Annotated in this window: 16 protein-coding genes; 8 read left to right on the forward strand and 8 right to left on the reverse strand. The window is 46.0% G+C overall.

Annotation, left to right across the window (positions count from 1 at the left end; all coding sequences use genetic code 11):
• Nucleotides 1-269: 269 nt before the first annotated feature.
• The 6 genes from DWU89_RS17040 (at nt 270) to der (ending at nt 5,624) form a co-directional block, all read left to right on the forward strand.
• Nucleotides 270-1,424, forward strand: coding sequence for a sensor histidine kinase (locus DWU89_RS17040; RefSeq protein ID WP_115500837.1), 1,155 nt, complete (start codon nt 270-272; stop codon nt 1,422-1,424).
• Nucleotides 1,425-1,512: 88 nt separating this feature from the next.
• The gene (locus DWU89_RS17045; RefSeq protein WP_115500838.1) at nt 1,513-2,100 is read left to right on the forward strand and encodes a YceD family protein; all 588 of its coding nucleotides are present in this window, start codon (nt 1,513-1,515) and stop codon (nt 2,098-2,100) included.
• Between the two features lie 12 nt (nt 2,101-2,112).
• Complete coding sequence (rpmF, locus tag DWU89_RS17050) at nt 2,113-2,298, forward strand: 50S ribosomal protein L32 (protein ID WP_005634607.1); 186 nt, start codon at nt 2,113-2,115, stop codon at nt 2,296-2,298.
• Nucleotides 2,299-2,403: 105 nt separating this feature from the next.
• The gene (locus DWU89_RS17055; RefSeq protein WP_115500839.1) at nt 2,404-3,408 is read left to right on the forward strand and encodes a beta-ketoacyl-ACP synthase III; all 1,005 of its coding nucleotides are present in this window, start codon (nt 2,404-2,406) and stop codon (nt 3,406-3,408) included.
• Nucleotides 3,392-4,282 (forward strand): GTPase Era, encoded by an 891-nt coding sequence (era, locus tag DWU89_RS17060; protein ID WP_115500840.1) that lies wholly within the window; start codon nt 3,392-3,394, stop codon nt 4,280-4,282. Before DWU89_RS17055 ends, era begins: the two co-directional genes overlap by 17 nt.
• A gap of 28 nt (nt 4,283-4,310) precedes the next feature.
• Nucleotides 4,311-5,624 (forward strand): ribosome biogenesis GTPase Der, encoded by a 1,314-nt coding sequence (der, locus tag DWU89_RS17065; protein ID WP_115500841.1) that lies wholly within the window; start codon nt 4,311-4,313, stop codon nt 5,622-5,624.
• A gap of 603 nt (nt 5,625-6,227) precedes the next feature.
• Here the strand turns inward: der and DWU89_RS17070 are convergent.
• From DWU89_RS17070 to DWU89_RS17095, 6 genes are all read right to left on the reverse strand, one after another.
• On the reverse strand, nt 6,228-7,358 hold the full coding sequence (locus DWU89_RS17070; protein WP_115500842.1) for an AAA family ATPase: 1,131 nt from the start codon (nt 7,356-7,358) through the stop codon (nt 6,228-6,230).
• Between the two features lie 129 nt (nt 7,359-7,487).
• The gene (locus DWU89_RS17075) at nt 7,488-9,251 is read right to left on the reverse strand and encodes a DUF4091 domain-containing protein (protein WP_115500843.1); all 1,764 of its coding nucleotides are present in this window, start codon (nt 9,249-9,251) and stop codon (nt 7,488-7,490) included.
• Nucleotides 9,252-9,331: 80 nt separating this feature from the next.
• On the reverse strand, nt 9,332-9,673 hold the full coding sequence (locus DWU89_RS17080) for a hypothetical protein (protein ID WP_115500844.1): 342 nt from the start codon (nt 9,671-9,673) through the stop codon (nt 9,332-9,334).
• Nucleotides 9,674-9,675: 2 nt separating this feature from the next.
• On the reverse strand, nt 9,676-10,815 hold the full coding sequence (locus tag DWU89_RS17085) for a 6-bladed beta-propeller (RefSeq protein WP_115500845.1): 1,140 nt from the start codon (nt 10,813-10,815) through the stop codon (nt 9,676-9,678).
• Between the two features lie 18 nt (nt 10,816-10,833).
• The gene (locus tag DWU89_RS17090) at nt 10,834-11,904 is read right to left on the reverse strand and encodes a TIGR04133 family radical SAM/SPASM protein (RefSeq protein ID WP_115500846.1); all 1,071 of its coding nucleotides are present in this window, start codon (nt 11,902-11,904) and stop codon (nt 10,834-10,836) included.
• A 6-nt stretch (nt 11,905-11,910) separates the two neighbouring features.
• Nucleotides 11,911-12,381 carry a radical SAM-associated putative lipoprotein gene (locus tag DWU89_RS17095; protein WP_115500847.1) on the reverse strand — a complete coding sequence of 157 codons (471 nt, stop codon included), beginning with the start codon at nt 12,379-12,381 and terminating at the stop codon, nt 11,911-11,913.
• Between the two features lie 361 nt (nt 12,382-12,742).
• On the opposite strand from DWU89_RS17095, the gene DWU89_RS17100 reads away from it, so the two are divergent.
• Nucleotides 12,743-14,590, forward strand: a complete 1,848-nt coding sequence (locus tag DWU89_RS17100; protein WP_115500848.1) for an ABC transporter ATP-binding protein — start codon at nt 12,743-12,745, stop codon at nt 14,588-14,590.
• 24 nt (nt 14,591-14,614) lie between these two features.
• On the forward strand, nt 14,615-17,044 hold the full coding sequence (locus DWU89_RS17105; RefSeq protein WP_115500849.1) for a glycoside hydrolase family 95 protein: 2,430 nt from the start codon (nt 14,615-14,617) through the stop codon (nt 17,042-17,044).
• A gap of 54 nt (nt 17,045-17,098) precedes the next feature.
• On the opposite strand, the gene DWU89_RS17110 is transcribed toward DWU89_RS17105, so the two are convergent.
• Both DWU89_RS17110 and DWU89_RS21310 read right to left on the reverse strand, forming a co-directional pair.
• Nucleotides 17,099-17,713: a nucleotidyl transferase AbiEii/AbiGii toxin family protein gene (locus tag DWU89_RS17110; RefSeq protein WP_115500850.1), complete on the reverse strand. Its 615-nt coding sequence runs from the start codon at nt 17,711-17,713 to the stop codon at nt 17,099-17,101.
• Nucleotides 17,668-17,979, reverse strand: coding sequence for a DUF6922 domain-containing protein (locus DWU89_RS21310; protein ID WP_115500851.1), 312 nt, complete (start codon nt 17,977-17,979; stop codon nt 17,668-17,670). Before DWU89_RS21310 ends, DWU89_RS17110 begins: the two co-directional genes overlap by 46 nt.
• Between the last annotated feature and the right edge of the window lie 33 nt (nt 17,980-18,012).

Raw genomic sequence — 18,012 nt, forward strand, 5'->3', positions numbered from 1 at the left:
CGATGGTACTGCGTAAAAGTGGGAGAGTAGATAGCCGCCGTTTTAAAAGCGAAAGCGAAGTGAAGAGGAGTTAGTTCATTGAACTGACTCCTTTTCTGTTTATAGAGGTTATCCTTTTTTCCTCTCTACGCACAGTCTGGAATGTATGGAAACGACTTTTAAGCTTGGTACAAGCGTGAATGTAGCCAAGTGTAAAGCGACAATCTGGGCTCATATTATAATATTCCCTATTCTTTGCCGTTCAATATATATTGACTGAATATTTCGATATGAAAAGTATATATGATTCCCGGCAACGGCTGAAGTATGTGTTTATTTTTACGGCAATTCTGATCTCGATTGCTTCACTTGTTGTTTCCGATATGTTGATCAAAGATCTGGCACGGGAAGAGCGCCAGATGATGGAAGTATGGGCAGAGGCTACGCGGCTTACGGCGAGTAAGGATGCTGCAGTGGATATGTCGCTTGTTTTGAAAATTCTTCAAGGCAATACGACTATCCCGGTTGTGCTTTGTAACGACAGGGACAGTATTATGTCTCTCAAAAATATAGATCTGCCGGAAAACAATGTGGAAGAATTTGAAAAGGCAAAAGTGCAGGAGTTGAAAAGCAAGAATACGATTGTGATCGATATGGAAGACGGAACGTTCCAATATGTCTATTATGACGACTCTATTATTCTGAAACGACTGTTGATTTATCCTTATGTACAGTTGTCAATAGTCTTTGTCTTTATTGCAATCGCTTTTTTGGCACTTGCGAGCACGAAGAAAGCCGAACAGAACAAAGTGTGGGTCGGACTATCCAAAGAGACGGCGCATCAGTTAGGAACGCCTATATCGTCTCTGATCGCATGGGTGGAATATTTGCGGACAAAAGAGATCGATCCTTCCCTGTTGAGTGAAATGGAGAAAGATGTGAAACGTTTGGAGACAATCGCAGAGCGTTTCTCCAAGATAGGTTCTAATCCCGACCCTGCTCCTGTCGATATTAATAATTCGATCCGTACGGCATTAAGCTATATGAGCACGCGCATATCTTCAAAGGTCAAGATCTATACTCATCTAACAGCTGAACCGATTCAGGTATTGATGAATGATTCTTTGTTTGCCTGGGTTATTGAAAACCTGACAAAGAACGCTGTTGACGCGATGGAAGGGCAGGGAGAGATTACTTTCCAAGTGGAAGAGCGTGATAAAGTTGTCCGCATTGACGTAACAGATACCGGTAAAGGAATTCCCAAGTCGAAGTTCAATACTGTATTCAATCCTGGTTATACAACCAAAAAACGCGGTTGGGGGTTAGGGCTCTCATTGGTGAAACGTATCATAGAATCCTATCATGGCGGAAAGATATTTGTAAAGAGTTCGGAGGCCGGTAAAGGGACGACTTTCCGCATAGAGCTTAGAAAGTATAAGTGCTAAAATCCCTGATAATAAAAAATAACTGCGAAGGTGTTGCATTTGTGTTTAGTTTTTTCGTACCTTTGCAAGGTTTTTACACTAAAAGGCTTTGGGAAAGTTTAAATTATATAATGTAGATTTGAAAAATCTCGCTCCGGGAGTTCATGAATTTGACTACTTACTGGAGAATAAGTTTTTTGTGGACATCGATGGAGACCAGGTCCAGAAGGGCAAAGTGAAGGTTCACCTCACTGTAAAGCGGTCGTCCGTGATGTTTGAAATGAACTTTCAGATAGAAGGTGTTGTTATGGTTCCGTGCGACAGATGTCTGGACGATATGGAAATCCCTATCGACACACACAATCGCCTGGTGGTAAAGTTCGGTAAAGAATATGCCGAAGAAAGTGACGAAGTAGTTGTTATACCGGAAGATGAAGGCGCCATTAACCTGGCGTGGTTCCTGTATGAATTTATTGCATTGGCTATTCCTATGAAGCACGTACATGCTCCGGGAAAATGTAATAAGACTATGTCGTCCAAGCTGAAAAAGCATACTGCCAGAAGTACTGACGACGGAGATGAAGAATACGAAGACGAAAGCGTGGATGAAGATATCACGATCGACGACGACGTATCGACAGCAACAGATCCGCGATGGGATGGTCTGAAAGGTTTACTTGAGAATGATAACAATTAAATAAATTAAAACATGGCACATCCTAAAAGAAGACAAGGTAAGACAAGAACAGCCAAGAGAAGAACTCATGACAAGGCTGTCGCTCCCACAATGGCTATTTGCCCGAACTGCGGCGCATGGCACATTTATCACACTGTATGCGGCGAATGCGGCTATTACAGAGGTAAGTTGGCTATCGAAAAAGAAGCAGCTGTGTAAGTTTATCCGGACTGAATTAAGTTTTGATAAACCAAGAAATAGCCCTAAAAGTTTTTTTAGGGCTTTTTTTTAATTGGGATATATAGTCCTTTTATTTTAAAGATTATGGATAAGATTAATGCGGTTATTACAGGTATTGGCGGATACGTTCCCGAAGATGTATTGACAAACGAAGACATTTCGAAATTGGTTGATACGACGGATGAATGGATCATGACACGTGTAGGCATCAAAGAACGCCGAATTTTGAAAGGCGAAGGGATTGGTACCTCATATATGGGCATACGTGCTGTGAAGCAGTTACTCGAAAAAACGAATGTAAATCCGGAAGAAATAGAAGTGATCCTGACGGCTACAACTACGGCCGATCATCATTTTCCGACAACTTCCTCCATAATTGCTTACCATACCGGCTGCAAGAATGCAATGACTTTTGATTTGCAAGGTGCTTGTGCCGGTTTTTTGTATGCACTGGAAACGGGTTCAAACTATATTCGTTCGGGACGCTATAAGAAAGTTATTGTGGTGGCCGGTGATAAGATGACCGCTATCACAGACTACCAGGACCGTTCTACCTGTCCTTTGTTTGGCGATGCTTGTGGCGCTGTATTGCTTGAACCTACAACGGAAGAAGTTGGGGTTATCGATACAATCTTGCGTACGGATGGTGTAGGCTATTCGCATCTGATTATGAAATCCGGCGGCTCTGCCTATCCTCCTTCTCACGAGACTGTGGATAACCGCGAACATTTCGTTTTCCAGGATGGGAAATATGTCTTTAAGTATGCCGTTTCGTATATGGCTGATGTGGCAGCCGAGATTGCAGAACGCAATCAGTTGACACATGACGATATCGCTTGGATCGTGCCTCATCAGGCAAACCTGCGTATTATCGATGCGACGGCCAAACGTCTGGGCGTGGATATGGATAAGGTAATGATCAATATCCAGAAATACGGAAATACCAGTGCCGGAACAATTCCTATCTGCCTCTGGGAGTGGGAAGACAGGCTGAAGAAAGGGGATAACCTGATCCTTGCAGCATTTGGTGCCGGCTTTACCTGGGGTGCAATTTATCTTAAATGGGGGTATAATGGAAAACAAGCATAAGTCCGGCTTTGTTAATATCGTCGGTAATCCGAATGTCGGAAAGTCCACGTTGATGAACCGTCTGGTGGGAGAGCGTATCTCGATCATCACGTCGAAAGCGCAGACTACACGGCACCGTATTATGGGAATCGTGAATACCGCCGATATGCAGATCGTGTATTCAGACACGCCGGGAGTCCTGCATCCGAACTATAAGTTGCAGGAGTCTATGCTTAATTTCTCGCAGTCGGCACTTGGTGATGCCGATGTGCTGCTCTATGTAACCGATGTCGTCGAGAAGATTGACAAGAATGAAGAATTTCTCCAGAAGGTCCAGAAAGTGGAATGTCCGGTCCTGTTGCTGATCAACAAGATCGATACGACCACCCAGCCCGAGCTGGAAAAAATGGTTGCCGAATGGAAAGAACTTCTTCCGAAAGCCGAGATCATTCCGATCTCCGCCCTTTCGAATTTTAATATAGATTACGTAAAACACAGGGTGGAAGAGCTGATGCCTGAATCTCCTCCCTATTTCGAGAAAGATGCGCTTACCGATAAACCGGCCCGTTTCTTCGTTACGGAGATTATTCGTGAGAAGATCCTCCTGTACTACCAGAAAGAGATCCCGTATGCGGTTGAAGTCGTAGTGGAGCTGTTTAAGGAAGAAGCCGAGCTGATTCACATTAAGGCGCTCATTATTGTTGAACGCGATTCCCAGAAAGGAATCATCATCGGGCATCGTGGCCAAGCATTGAAGAAAGTAGGTGCTATGGCCCGCAAGGATATCGAACGCTTCTTTGAGAAGAAGGTTTTTCTGGAAATGTTTGTCAAAGTCGAAAAAGACTGGCGCAACCGGGATAACATGCTGAAGAACTTCGGTTACCAGCTGGATTAATTAACAGCACAGACAGAAAAAGTTGTTTATGGGAAATATTGTAGCAATAGTTGGTAGGCCCAACGTAGGAAAGTCCACCCTGTTCAACCGTTTGACACAGTCGCGTCAGGCGATTGTCAACGAGGAAGCAGGCACTACCCGTGACCGTCAATACGGCAAGGTGGAGTGGACCGGTAAAGAATTTTCGCTGATTGACACCGGCGGATGGGTAATTAATTCGGATGATGTTTTTGAAGAAGAGATAAACAAACAGGTGAAGATCGCCCTCGAAGAGGCAGACGTGATCTTGTTTGTGGTGGATGTATTAAACGGTATAACAGACTTGGACAACGAGGTTGCAGCCATCCTGCGTCGTCATAAGAAACCAGTGATCGTGGTTGCCAACAAAGCGGACAACTTCGATTTGCATCCTGCTGCTGCAGAATTTTATTCGTTCGGGTTGGGTGATCCGTTCTGTATTTCTGCCATCAATGGTTCTTGCTCCGGCGATCTGCTGGATAAGATTGTTGCTACACTTCCGGAAGACAAGCCGGAGGAGTTGGAAGAAGAGCTGCCCCGTATCGCCATTATCGGCCGTCCGAATGCCGGCAAGTCTTCTCTTATCAACGCATTTATCGGTGAAGACCGCCATATCGTGACGGATATAGCCGGTACGACTCGCGATTCCATCTATACGAAATATAACAAGTTCGGCCTGAACTTTTATCTGGTAGACACGGCCGGTATCCGTAAGAAAGGCAAGGTGAACGAGGACCTGGAATACTATTCTGTGATCCGTTCGATCCGTGCCATCGAAAATTCGGATGTCTGCGTGCTGATGCTGGATGCCACCCGTGGTATCGAGAGCCAGGACCTGAACATCTTCTCGTTGGTGCAGAAGAACAAGAAAGGCCTGGTTGTCTGTGTAAACAAATGGGATTTGGTGGAAGACAAGAGCCAGAAAGTGATCGAGACGTTTACGAATGCGATTCGCGAACGCCTGGCACCGTTTACCGACTTCCCGATCCTGTTTATCTCGGCCCTGACCAAACAGCGCATCCTGAAGGTGCTGGAAACAGCCCAAGTGGTTTTTGAGAACCGCCAGCGCCGCATCCCGACAGCCAAACTGAACGAGATCATGCTGCCGATCATCGAGAATTACCCGCCGCCCGCATGGAAAGGAAAATATATCAAGATTAAATATATCACCCAGCTTCCCGCAGGCCAAGTCCCTTCGTTTGTATTCTTCTGTAACCTCCCCCAATGGATCAAAGACCCGTACAAACGCTTCCTGGAAAACAAAATCCGCGAAAACTGGGAGTTCACAGGAACACCGATTAATATATTTATTCGGGAGAAATAAATAAAGAAAACAGAAAAAGAGATGCTATTCGTAGTGTCTCTTTTTTTGTTTTCTATCTCAGGGTAGTATCACATATCTCTCCGCAAAAGTTTTCTGAAAATAATCCTTCAATCCTTCATCTATATGCTTAATTGGTTAATATAGAGTTTCTTATGGATGAAGCTTATGAACCTTTGTCAAAACATATGCGCATTGAAATTAAAACATAGGTGTTTTGATCTCTAAATATAGTTGTTTTTGTAATCAAAGACCTAAGCTTTTGGGATCAAAGACTTAAGTCTTTTCCAGCGAAACTGCCGGTATTTTAAATTGAATGGAATGGTTCCTGTTTTTTCGGATGGGAGTTGCAATTTTTCGGACGGGAGCCAGTTTTTATGGGACAAGCATCGCGTCGGAATTGAACAGGCATCGGTTTGCTATCCGATGCTTATTCGTTTTTAGAGTAATAGTTATTGGTAATTCCCTGATTGAAACTTCATCCGGCGATGAAAAGGTTCATGTCCTTCATCTGTAAATGACTATATAATAATCGGATAAACCATCAGATGAAGGTTTGAAGGTTTGTTTTTGTGAAACTTTTGTTGTAAAACTGTTTCCTATATCTTAAAACCTCCTCCTCAGCCATTCCGCGAAGAACCGGTCATACACCAGATATTCATTTTTTTCCCGTGTTACGAAATCCTTTTCCAACAAGCCTTTCAGGGCGGATTGGACAGAGCTGGCGGAAGGAAGGCTGTAGCGGTGGATGAATTTCCCGGAGGTTAGGGCGGTGGCATGGCCTTCTTTGCAGATGGCTACCAACAACTCTTTTTGCTTTTCGGGAAGTTGGAAGAGCAGTTCCGAATAAGAGAAAGAGTAAGAGTCCAACACGAATTCGAGTGCGGCGTTTACCATAGATGTATTGCAGGTTTCTCCTTTCGGAGTCATGGCAAACAATACGTTCAGCAGTTTCTGGATATACCAGGTGATGCCTTCGAAACGTTCATGCAAGGAATAAATAACCTCTGTATCGATCTTCTTACCCGATGTAAGGAAGTGTGATGATGCGAATTCAATATAAGCATTCAGATCGATCGCCTTCAAATGCATAATCGAGACACTCTGATAGAAAGGGCGGGCCGGACTGATGAACATTTCGCCCATCAGATGACGTTGTGAACCTGCAAAAATAAAATGAGCATTGCGACAATGCTGGATAAGCGTACGCAGTTCAGCCTCGATGCTTTTCTCCGGATAACCGGCTACTTGCTGAAATTCGTCGATGGCAACTATACAAGGTTTGTCTGCTTGTTCCAGGTAACGAAATATCTCATCCAGCGTGACTGCCGGCGACTTTATATCTCCCAGTTCGATGTTCCAGGAAGGCAATCCCGACAGATCCAATGAGAAGCCTGCACGGACAGAGACCAGTGTGTTCAGAAACAGTTCCCACGCTTTTCTGCCTTTTGGTTTCAACGTGTTTAAAATGGCTTTCCCTAACTGGAATACAAAATCGCGAAGTGTCTTGGTCGCATAAATGTCAATCAGGAAAGTGTAATATTCCTCTTTTATTTCCGGCTGATGAAAGCAATGTTCTATCAAACCGGTTTTTCCCATACGGCGGGTGGAAATGATAGCTACATTATTTTCATTTACCAACCAGCGGAGTAACGTTTTCGTTTCTTCTTCACGGTCGCAGAAATATTCCGGAGAAGCATATCCGCTGGTGACGAATGGATTATTCAAGATTGTCATACTGTTACACGTTTTATGCAAAGATAATTATTATAAGATGATAATTGCTATATCACTCTAAATAAAAATCCCCTTGGAGAAGTCGAATACATTCTCCAAGGGGATTTTTGTTATCTCTAAAGAGGCTGATTACAGCGAATTCAGCAACTCATTCAGTTCATTCACCATCTCGGCTGCCGACTTTTGCGTCTCGGATAAGCCTTCCGGTGTAAACATGGAGACTGCTTTGTTCAATTTGTCTAATTTGCTACCTTTCAGATCTGAGCGGAGGATACGGACTTTTTCGCAATCTTGGATACCTTCGACCAGACGTTCGAAGCGGATACTGCTACGTGGTCCAGGATAGATACTGTATGTATCGCCGGCTGCCCAAGTACGGAAACGGGAGTCGCGCAGCGGATCGGCTGTCCAGCTGTTTACGGCCCAGCGCAGGTAACCGTCGTAACCTCCGGCAATGGCATGCAGGGCGGTCCAGGGAGCTTCGGCAGGATCAGAGAAGGTGAACGTGTTCGGGAATGCTTCCGAGCAGCAGGTGTAAACCGTGCTGATCTGTCCCTTGCGTTCGCGTTCAGCTTTCACATCTTCCGGGAATTTATGGCCGTAAGGGATGCTCAGGTAATAGAGGTCGGACTGGATTTCCGGATGGTAGTTACCTGCCAGCGTGATTTTAAATTCAGGATCGGCCTGTTTGATCACCTTGATGGCCTCGCGCATGGCTTCCATCGGACGTTCGTCCATTGAGATAGCTGTCTTTTCGAACCAGCCTTTTGCACGCAGGTGGCGGGAGAAGTCTTTCAGGAAAGAACCCCAGTAGTCGGCATATTCGGCATCGCCTGGTTTGGCTTCGATGAACTGGACACGGTTGGTTGCCTGGTCGAAGTAGTCGAAACTCAGTGCCCAGGGGATCATGGTGTAGCAACTGATCAGATACTTGATGCCCACTTCGTTCATCATAAATTCAACCCATTTGTCGAAGACGGCATAGTCATAGACCCATGTCCCGTCGATTTTCTTGATGCGAGTGACCATGCTGTCGTAATGATCTTCGGTCTGTCCGGCCCAGGGTTTGTGCATGATGCTGGTCGTGATAGCACGTTGTCCGGCGTTAGCCAGCATTTTCATGATGGGGCGCATTGCGTCGAAATGTTCTTTGCTCCAGAGCGGAACCTGATAGTAGCGGGCTACGGAATACGGGTTTTGCCACAAATCCAAGTGGAAAGCCCAGTCTTGCGGGGCTGGTAACGTACGGTTCAGCACGTTTACTTCGAATTGCAGGTTCATCGCCTGGAAATTCTTTCCCGAAACGGTCAATGTCCCTTTGTATTTCCCGGCACGGGCATCGGAGGGAACCCATACGTTCAGCCAGATCGGTTGAGTCGTGCGGGCTTTGATGTCCTGTATCTTGACAATGTCCAGCACATCGGCAACGACGGACGAATCCCATTCGGCTTTGTTCTCACGATGTCCGCAACCGCCTTTGCGGTCTTTGTTCAGCTCGTCGGTCATGACATAGCGTACAAAATTCGTCGTGATGGCAGAAGCCGGAATGACGGAAGAACCGTTCTTAAGCTCGCTTACCGTGATGGTTGCCTCTTCCAGGTCATTCTTGGTCCACAGCACAGCCTGTGCATTTATCCTTTCGCCTTTCCAGGCTTTTGTTTGCAGACGTGTTGTCTTTTTCACATCGGGAACGTCCAGCTTTTTATAGCGGATATCCGTTATGCCCCAGCTAAACTCGGTTGGCGTTTTCATCTTGTTCCAGACTTCCTCACTGTCGTGCGGCTTTGTGTCTGTCAGTTCCTCATAATTGCCCAATGGATATTTCTCTGTCTGTTGAGCGAAACAGACGGGCCCAAACGCAAGTAAGGCCGATAAGATTAGAGCGTTTTTCATGTACGATTGTTGTTTTTTAGTTTACGAGGGTAAAGATAAGAAACAATGGACAATTGGCAATGGACGATTGATAATTTCCCTTACTCGCATAAGTCGGGAAAAGACTGCCCGTTGAAACCGCCTCCTCCTTTCATGGGTGTTAGAGCTGAAAGCGACAGGTTGCCTTTTCTTTTTTTTACGTAGCTTTCTTTTTGGATGAAATCAAATATCTCCTTACCGGTTTTGTTTTTGAGCAGTAAGACTTCGATCTCTTTCTCTTGTATGGAGTCTTTTATTTTGATCCGATAGTAGTCGGTATCTTCTTTCTTTTCAATGACTTTGCCATATATTTCATCTGGCAGGTTCTTTTCATAAAAACTTTTGCAGTCGTCACCTCCTGCTTGTCCAAACAGGATTGCGAATAATAAAATCAGTACTTTCATCTCTATTTAAATTTTACGAACATTAATACAGGATTGCTTTCTTCATTCAATTTGTTGTTTATTTCCACCATCGAGGCTTTGCCTGCAAACGTATAATTGTTGCTATCGGCAATTCTTGCGAATTCGGATTGTGCGAGAGGGAACACGAAATAGTCTCCATGCGAGGCTAATGGTTTCATCTGTGCATCCGGATCACTGAACTTGACAAGCGTGTTACTATTGTCTTTTTTGTCTATGACGGATACATAAGCTCCGCCTTTGTAGTAGAAATCCATATAGATATGTGTCTTGTTCTCCATCAGGTTGAAGAAATATATGAAATTCTGATCTGCCAGCTTTTGCATGAACAGCATCGGGCCTTTCCCTAAAGCCTGATTATAAACAAATGCTTCGTCAACCCATTGCTCTCCGAAGTCGATCCTCATACGAGGTTCAACCCGGTCTTCGAATACATTATAAATCGTGTCGTTGTATGTCGGGACAAACACTAATGCGTCATCTACATGGTAGAGTGATTGCCTTGGCGAGAAATGTATGCTCATGGTCTTCTCAAAAGGCAGGAAATGACGTGTTTCCCCGTTTGGGGGTTGAACGAACAGGCAGTATTTCAAATCGCTTTTGACTGTCCCTATGCCTTCTTCATAGACAAAAGTACTGTCCTCGATCATACTGAAAGCCATTGCTCCGAAAGGAACCGGCGTATGCTTCTCCTCGATAAACTTGAAATTAGTGTCGTAGGTCAGCACTTTATTCTGGATCGCGTCTAAAACTAAAATATGGTCTTTGTTCTTGTCTACGTACATCCCGTCTATCCGCACATATTCACCCGGACCATTCCCGATCGCTTTGTGTGCTGAGAGGAAATGCCCGTCAAGAGAGAATTGTAGGATGCTTTGGGGCTTTCTGTCTGACAATACCAATTTGTCGGATACGTTCAATTGGCTGATCTCCCCGATCTGGCTACTATCATTTGTCTCTAATGGTATGAAATAGGCTGTATCGATATCTGCAAAAAAGACTTTAGGGGAAGATATATTCTCCCAGGCGACTGTATAAGTCTTGATATCCTTTTCCTTGTTTTTACTTCCTTGTGTACAAGCAAACAGGCATAGCAGTAAAAATATATTGCAAGTGGTTCTCATATCTGTATTTAACGAGTTTTATTCAATCCTTTTGTAATGGCAAGTAATCAGGTCCCCATTCTCGTCGTGCAGGTGCATTCCGCTACCTTCGCAATAGCGGAACATGTCGCAGTCGGCACACTGTCCTTTCCGGGCCCATTTCCGGTTGCGGTATTCCTTGAAGCCGTTGTTCCAGACGTCGATAAAGCTGTCTTTGTAGATATTTCCCTGGTGATAGTTGGCGCGGATGCTCGGACAGCCGGAAATAGAGCCGTCTATCAGGACCGATGCGGTACTGACACCTGCGTCGCAGTGGAAAATCTGGTCGCGTACTTCGCCTTCATAGTTGCCGAGGAAGCCCTCGCAGGCAAAGTCTACGTGTATCTTTCCTTCGTGGCGGCAATGGCGGATAAATTGGAGGACCCAGGTGAACTGTTTGTCGTCGATCTGCAATTCCGGTGTTTCTGCCGCCCGTCCGACCGGGAAAATGGTAAAGATGCGCCAGTTGCGGACACCCATCTCGATCAGGAACTCTTTGAACAGCATCAGGTCCTTAAAATTCTTCTGGTTGACGCAGGTCACGACATCCCACGAGATTTCTTTTTCTTCCGCCAGCATCGCAATCGCATTGACGGCACATTCGAAACTCCGGCGATTGCCCCTGAGCCAGTTGTGCGCCTCTTCGAAACCGTCGAGGCTGATGGTGATGGAGTGCATACCGGCGGCAAGCAACGAATCCAGTCGTTCGCGGGTGAGCAGCAATCCGTTGGAGACGATTCCCCAAGGATATTCACGTTTGTTCAGTTCCCGTCCGCAGACCTCGATGTCCTTGCGAACCAACGCTTCCCCTCCGGTAAAGACGATCATTACCTGGTGCGGGTTCACATGCGGCGTGATCTCGTCGATGACTTTCAGGAAATCTTCGACCGGCATATCGGGATGCGCCGACGAAACATGGCAATCGCTTCCGCAATGGCGGCAGGACGCATTACAACGAAGCGTACACTCCCAGAAGAGCGTACGCAACTCATGTATCTTGGCCCGGTTTCTCCGGATACTTCTGAATAGTTCTAAAGCAAGACGTTTTCGCAATCCAGGGCGTTTATCCATGTGCTTTTATTTATTATTTTCTTCTTTCTTCTTTTTGAGAACAATTGTAACTTCTTTTGTCGCTTCTCCCAAATACCAGCTGCCGTCTCCACCGGTTAGTTCCGCTCCTTTAAAAGAAACCGATACGCTGTCCGGCGCAAAGTTGCCTCCGTTTTCTTCTCCGTCGATATCAGTCAGCAAAAGCGGAATTTCATTTCTTCTGCTAAAACCGTCGAAAGTATAGGAAAACTCTCCTTTATTGTTCGTGTACAGCGTGTCTGCATAGGGAATGTCTTCCCCGTATGGAGAACATATCCGGATTCCGGGAATGGGGATATTGGTTTCATTCGTCACTTGCCCTTTTATGGTATAATTGGAATGTGGACAACCGTACATATCATATTCAATCCGGTTGCATGCCGAGAAACCTAATAACGCAAGTATCCCGCCCAGTAGCCAGTTGATACTTTTCAGTAGAGAAGTAGAAACCTTTTTCATATTTTTATAGCATTTGTTTATACTATATAGATGCAAAGATAACGCATATAGTTGCACATCTTATCGTTTTGTCCTTACTATTTTACCTTTTTCCATTAGGACTCTTATCCGTTCGACCGGCAACAATAAACCGTCCGCTTGGCGGTGAACGATCGTCCGCTTGCTGGTGAACGATCGTCCGGCGCCAAGCGAACGATCGTTCGCCGCCAAGCGGACAACTAATGGAAGCCATAGAACGAGTGAACAGAACGGCATCTGGCAGCTAAGGAATCGGGGACAATGAAATAAAATACCGCTTGATACCCGGAATAAGCCGGATATTGAGTAACTTGCGGCCCTAAATTCAATCTATCAATCAAACATGAAAGATTTTCTGCGTATACTGAGGCGCTTTGTGCCTCCCTATAAGAAATATATGGTGTGGAATGTGATATTCAATATCCTGTCTGCCATATTGAATCTATTCTCCTTTGCTTTAATTATTCCCATTCTGAATATTCTTTTTAAGATTAGTGACGAGACATATACATATATCGACTGGACGTTCAATCCGCTGTCTTTCGAGGCCTGGAAAGCGACTCCCGAGTTGCTGAAAAATAACTTCTTCTGGTTTGTTTCCGATATGATCGAGACGAAAGGCGGCTCGTTTACGCTTATCATCTTAGGTATATTCCTGGTTGTGTCGACTTTCATGAAGGTCGGAACGATGTATCTGGCTTTTTATACGATGATCCCGATTCGTACGGGCGTTGTCCGCGATATCCGCAACCAGATCAACCGCAAGATCACGGAGCTTCCGCTTGGTTTTTTCTCGGAAGAACGGAAAGGCGATATCATTGCCCGCGTGTCGGGTGACGTGAACGAGATCGAGACATCCATCATGAGTTCGCTCGATATGCTCTTTAAGAATCCGATTCTGATCCTGATTTACCTGATCGGGATGATTGCGATCAGTTGGCAGTTGACGCTTTTTGTCTTTATTCTGCTGCCTGTTGCCGGTTACGTGATGGGCCAGGTTGGAAAGAAACTGAAGCGGAAATCGTTCGAGGGGCAACAGCAATGGGGCTATCTGATGAGCCAGATCGAGGAAACATTGGGTGGCCTGCGGGTTATCAAGGCTTTTAATGCAGAGAAAAAGATACAGGATCGTTTTGAGAAGAGCAACGAGACATTCCGCCGGTTGACGAACCGCATTTATCGTCGCCAGCAATTGGCGCATCCGATGAGCGAGTTCTTAGGAACGGCTACGATCGCGATTGTGCTTTGGTATGGCGGTACGCTTATTTTGAGCAGTAACAGTCCGATCGACGCCTCTACCTTCATTTATTATTTAGTGATTTTCTATAGTATTATCAATCCGGCAAAAGATCTGAGCAAAGCGTCCTATGCCATCCAGAAAGGGCTTGCTTCCATGGATCGTGTGGATAAGATTCTGAAAGCGGAAAGCGATATCAACGATCCGGAGAACCCGAAACCGATTGCCTTGAACGAGAGTATCCGTTATCAGGATGTATGGTTCAAGTACCAGAATGAATGGGTGTTGAAAGGTATTGACCTGACGATTCCGAAAGGGCGCACGGTGGCTTTGGTCGGACAGTCAGGCTCGGGAAAGAGTACGCTGGTGGATTTGCTGCCCCGTTTCTATGACGTGGATAAAGGCAGCATAACGATTGACGGTACGGATGTGCGCGATGCGACCCTGTACGACCTGCGCAGCTTGATGGGAAATGTGAACCAGGAGGCAATCCTTTTTAACGATACGTTCTTCAACAATATCTCTTTCGGGGTGGAAGGAGCTACGCTTGAACAGGTACAGGAGGCGGCCCGCATCGCCAATGCGCACGATTTCATTATGGCGAGCGAGGAAGGATATGATACCAATATCGGCGACCGGGGCGGCAAGTTGTCCGGCGGACAGCGCCAGCGTATCAGCATTGCCCGCGCGATCCTGAAGAACCCGCCGATCCTGATCCTCGATGAGGCGACTTCTGCGCTCGACACCGAGTCGGAACGTCTGGTGCAGGAGGCTTTGGAGAACTTGATGCGTAACCGTACGACGATCGTGATTGCACACCGCCTTTCGACTATCCGGAATGCAGATGAGATTTGCGTGATGCACGAAGGCGCGATTGTGGAACGCGGACGGCATGACGAACTGATCGAACTGAACGGATACTATAAAAAGCTTTGCGATATGCAAAGTTTCTGATAATAACTTAAAGATTTAATAGCCATGAAACTAAAATGTCTCTCGTTCATATTGCTTTTCCTGGCAGGATGCAATATGCCGGATGTGAAGACGGGTAAGTCGTTGTCCTATCATTTTGATGCTCCCGCAAAGATTTGGGAAGAAACATTCCCGTTAGGTAACGGGCGTCTCGGATTGATGCCGGACGGAGGTGTCGAAACGGAAAACATTGTCTTGAATGAAATCTCCATGTGGTCGGGAAGCAAACAGGATACCGATAATCCGCAGGCTTATTATTCGCTGGCACAGATACGCCGTCTTCTTTTTGAAGGCCGCAATGATGAGGCGCAGGAACTGATGTACAACACCTTCGTCTGCAAGGGTGAAGGAAGCGGGCAGGGACAAGGAGCAAATGTCCCTTATGGTAGCTATCAATTGCTGGGCAACTTTGTGTTGGACTATGATTACCAGGATGCGGCAGATTCGATCTCTGCCTACCGGCGTGAACTGAATCTGGATAACGCGATTGCGACTGCCTCTTTTAAAAAGGGGAAAGTGAATTACGGCCGTGAGGTTTTCACTTCCTTTGCCGATGATTTGGGCGTGATCCGTCTGACTGCCGATGCCGACAGGGCCTTGAACTTCTCCTTCGGCATGAATCGTCCCGAACATTATCAGGTGACGGCCGACGGCAATGACTTGTTGATGCAGGGGCAATTGCCCGATGGAGTCGATACGCTCGAGATGAAAGGTCTTCGTTATGCATCCCGTGTCCGTGTCCTTTTGCCGAAAGGCGGAACTGTCACTCCGGGCGATTCTATGATTTCCGTGCATAATGCTTCCGAGGCTATTCTGCTGGTCAGCATGGCTACCGATTATTTCGACAAGGATCCGGACGGCAAGGTTGCATCTTTGCTGGCGAATGCCGAAAAGAAAGATTATGCCTCCTTGAAGAAAGCACATGTCGCTGCTTACCGTTCTCTCTTCGGACGTGTGGAATTGGATCTGGGACGTTCTTCCCGGGAAGACCTGCCGATGGATGAACGTCTTGCCGCTTTCAACGAAGATCATAACGATCCTTCGCTGGGCGCACTTTATTTCCAGTTTGGCCGTTACTTGCTTATCTCGTCTACCCGCGTCGGCCTGCTGCCTCCTAATTTGCAAGGGCTTTGGTGTAATACGATCAATACGCCCTGGAATGGCGACTATCATCTGAATATCAATCTGCAGATGAATCATTGGCCGGCTGAGGTTACAAACCTTTCCGAGCTGCATCTCCCCTTGGTGGAATGGACCAAGAAACAGGTTGCCAGTGGAGAGCGGACGGCAAAGGCTTATTATAATGCCCGTGGCTGGGTGACGCATATTTTGGGTAACGTCTGGGAGTTTACGGCTCCGGGCGAGCATCCGTCGTGGGGGGCGACCAATACTTCCGCTGCCTGGCTTTGTGAACACCTGTATATGCATTATCTCTATACATTGGATAAAGAATATCTGAAAGAAGTCTATCCGGTCCTAAAGGGCGCTTCTCTGTTCTTTGTGGATATGCTGGTGGAAGATCCCCGCAACAAATATCTGGTGACGGCCCCGACGACTTCGCCGGAGAATGGCTATAAGCTGCCGAACGGCCATACAGCCCATATCTGTGCCGGTTCTACGATGGACAATCAGATCGTGCGCGAGTTGTTCACCAACACGATCGAGGCAGCCGGTATTTTGGGGATCGATTCGGATTTTGCCGGCGAACTGTCTGCCAAGCGTGCCCGCCTGATGCCGACGACGATCGGTCAGGATGGACGTATTATGGAATGGCTTGAACCGTATGAGGAAACAGAACCCCATCATCGTCACGTGTCCCATTTATACGGTCTGTATCCGGGCAATGAGATTTCAATGGAACAGACGCCGGAGCTTGCCGAGGCTGCCCGTAAGTCGCTTATTGCCCGCGGCGATAAGAGCACAGGTTGGTCGATGGCCTGGAAGATCAATTTCTGGGCGCGGCTGCACGATGGCGACCATGCTTATAAGTTGTTGGCGGACTTGCTTCGTCCGTGTGTGGACCGGAAGACAAATATGACGAACGGCGGCGGTACGTATCCGAACCTGTTTTGTGCACATCCTCCTTTCCAGATTGATGGAAACTTCGGCGGTTGCGCCGGTATTGCCGAAATGCTGGTACAGAGCCAGACCGGACGGATCGAATTGCTTCCTGCTCTGCCTTCTGCCTGGAAAAGCGGCAGTTTCAAGGGGTTGAAAGTGCGTGGTGGTGGCGAAGTGTCCGCCAAATGGTCGGAAGGCCAGCTGACAGAAGCCGGCTTGAAAGCATTGGTGACTGATACTTTCCGCATCAAACTCCCTGCTAATTCAGCCAACATGAGCATCAAAATCAACCAGAAATCCGTCTCCCTCCCCGTCGTCGACGGCATGTTGGTCGTAGACTTGCAGGCTGGGGATCAGTTGGGGTTGATGTTTTAAATTGGTTATTTGTATAAAAGAGGGGTAAAAGAGTTTTTGATCCCCTCTTTTTATTTAGAAAGTAAGTGATGAAATCTGTTTTTGCATTTCTTCTTTTATCACATTCCAATCAATAATACTAAACATGAGTGGTTCGGGTTCTTCTTCAGCATCGTCAAAATAGGAAAGACTTTTAATGACCATAAATATGGAACCGTCTGTATATTTTTCAGAATAAAGCCGGAGCATTTCTTTTAGTGAAAAATATTGTAGGAGGAAATAGACATCGATAAAATCCTTTTTTGTACCTCTGCCGGTTATTGCCGCCAGCTTCATGGCGCAAATATCTTCCAGACCTGCCAGTCGAAGAAAATCTGTGTTATTCACCGGAGCTAACCAAGGATATCCATAGTTTACAAGATCTACTTTTATATTGTTAATGGTGAAGATATGGATGTTCTTTGAGTTCTTTATAATTGAAATGTTTCCTAAAGGACGGATTATTTCAAGAACCTCATCCGGCTCTATAGACAAAGCTCCAAATAAATCTAAATCAACAGATGTTCGATGGCCAATTTGTAAAGCCAGTGAAGTACCTCCTGCCAGACGCAGATTTTCAAAATCCGGAATAGCCAGAAGACTTTTTAGAAGTTCCAGTGTTGCGGGATCGATTGTTTTGTAGTGTAGCATCTGAACTGTTCTCTTGGAATGTGTGATATTGTTGAAATAAAAGCGAGAGCCCGAGGCTCGAGATCCCGGAACTTTTTTGCGATACAAGCTATATCAGATATTGGAATATAACGACAAAGTAAATACCAGTCATTTAAAGTACCGTATTCCAGTATACGTTTGATAATAAAAGCGCAATGATGATCCCAATCTAATTTATCCCGGTCTGTATCCCAGAATAGATGCGGGGAGAACTTTCCGATAATGTCTTGTTTGACTGTTTGCATATTGCTTTTTTGTTTATTATTCTGTTTACAAAT

It is taken from the genome of Parabacteroides acidifaciens (assembly GCF_003363715.1).
Lineage (GTDB): Bacteria > Bacteroidota > Bacteroidia > Bacteroidales > Tannerellaceae > Parabacteroides > Parabacteroides acidifaciens.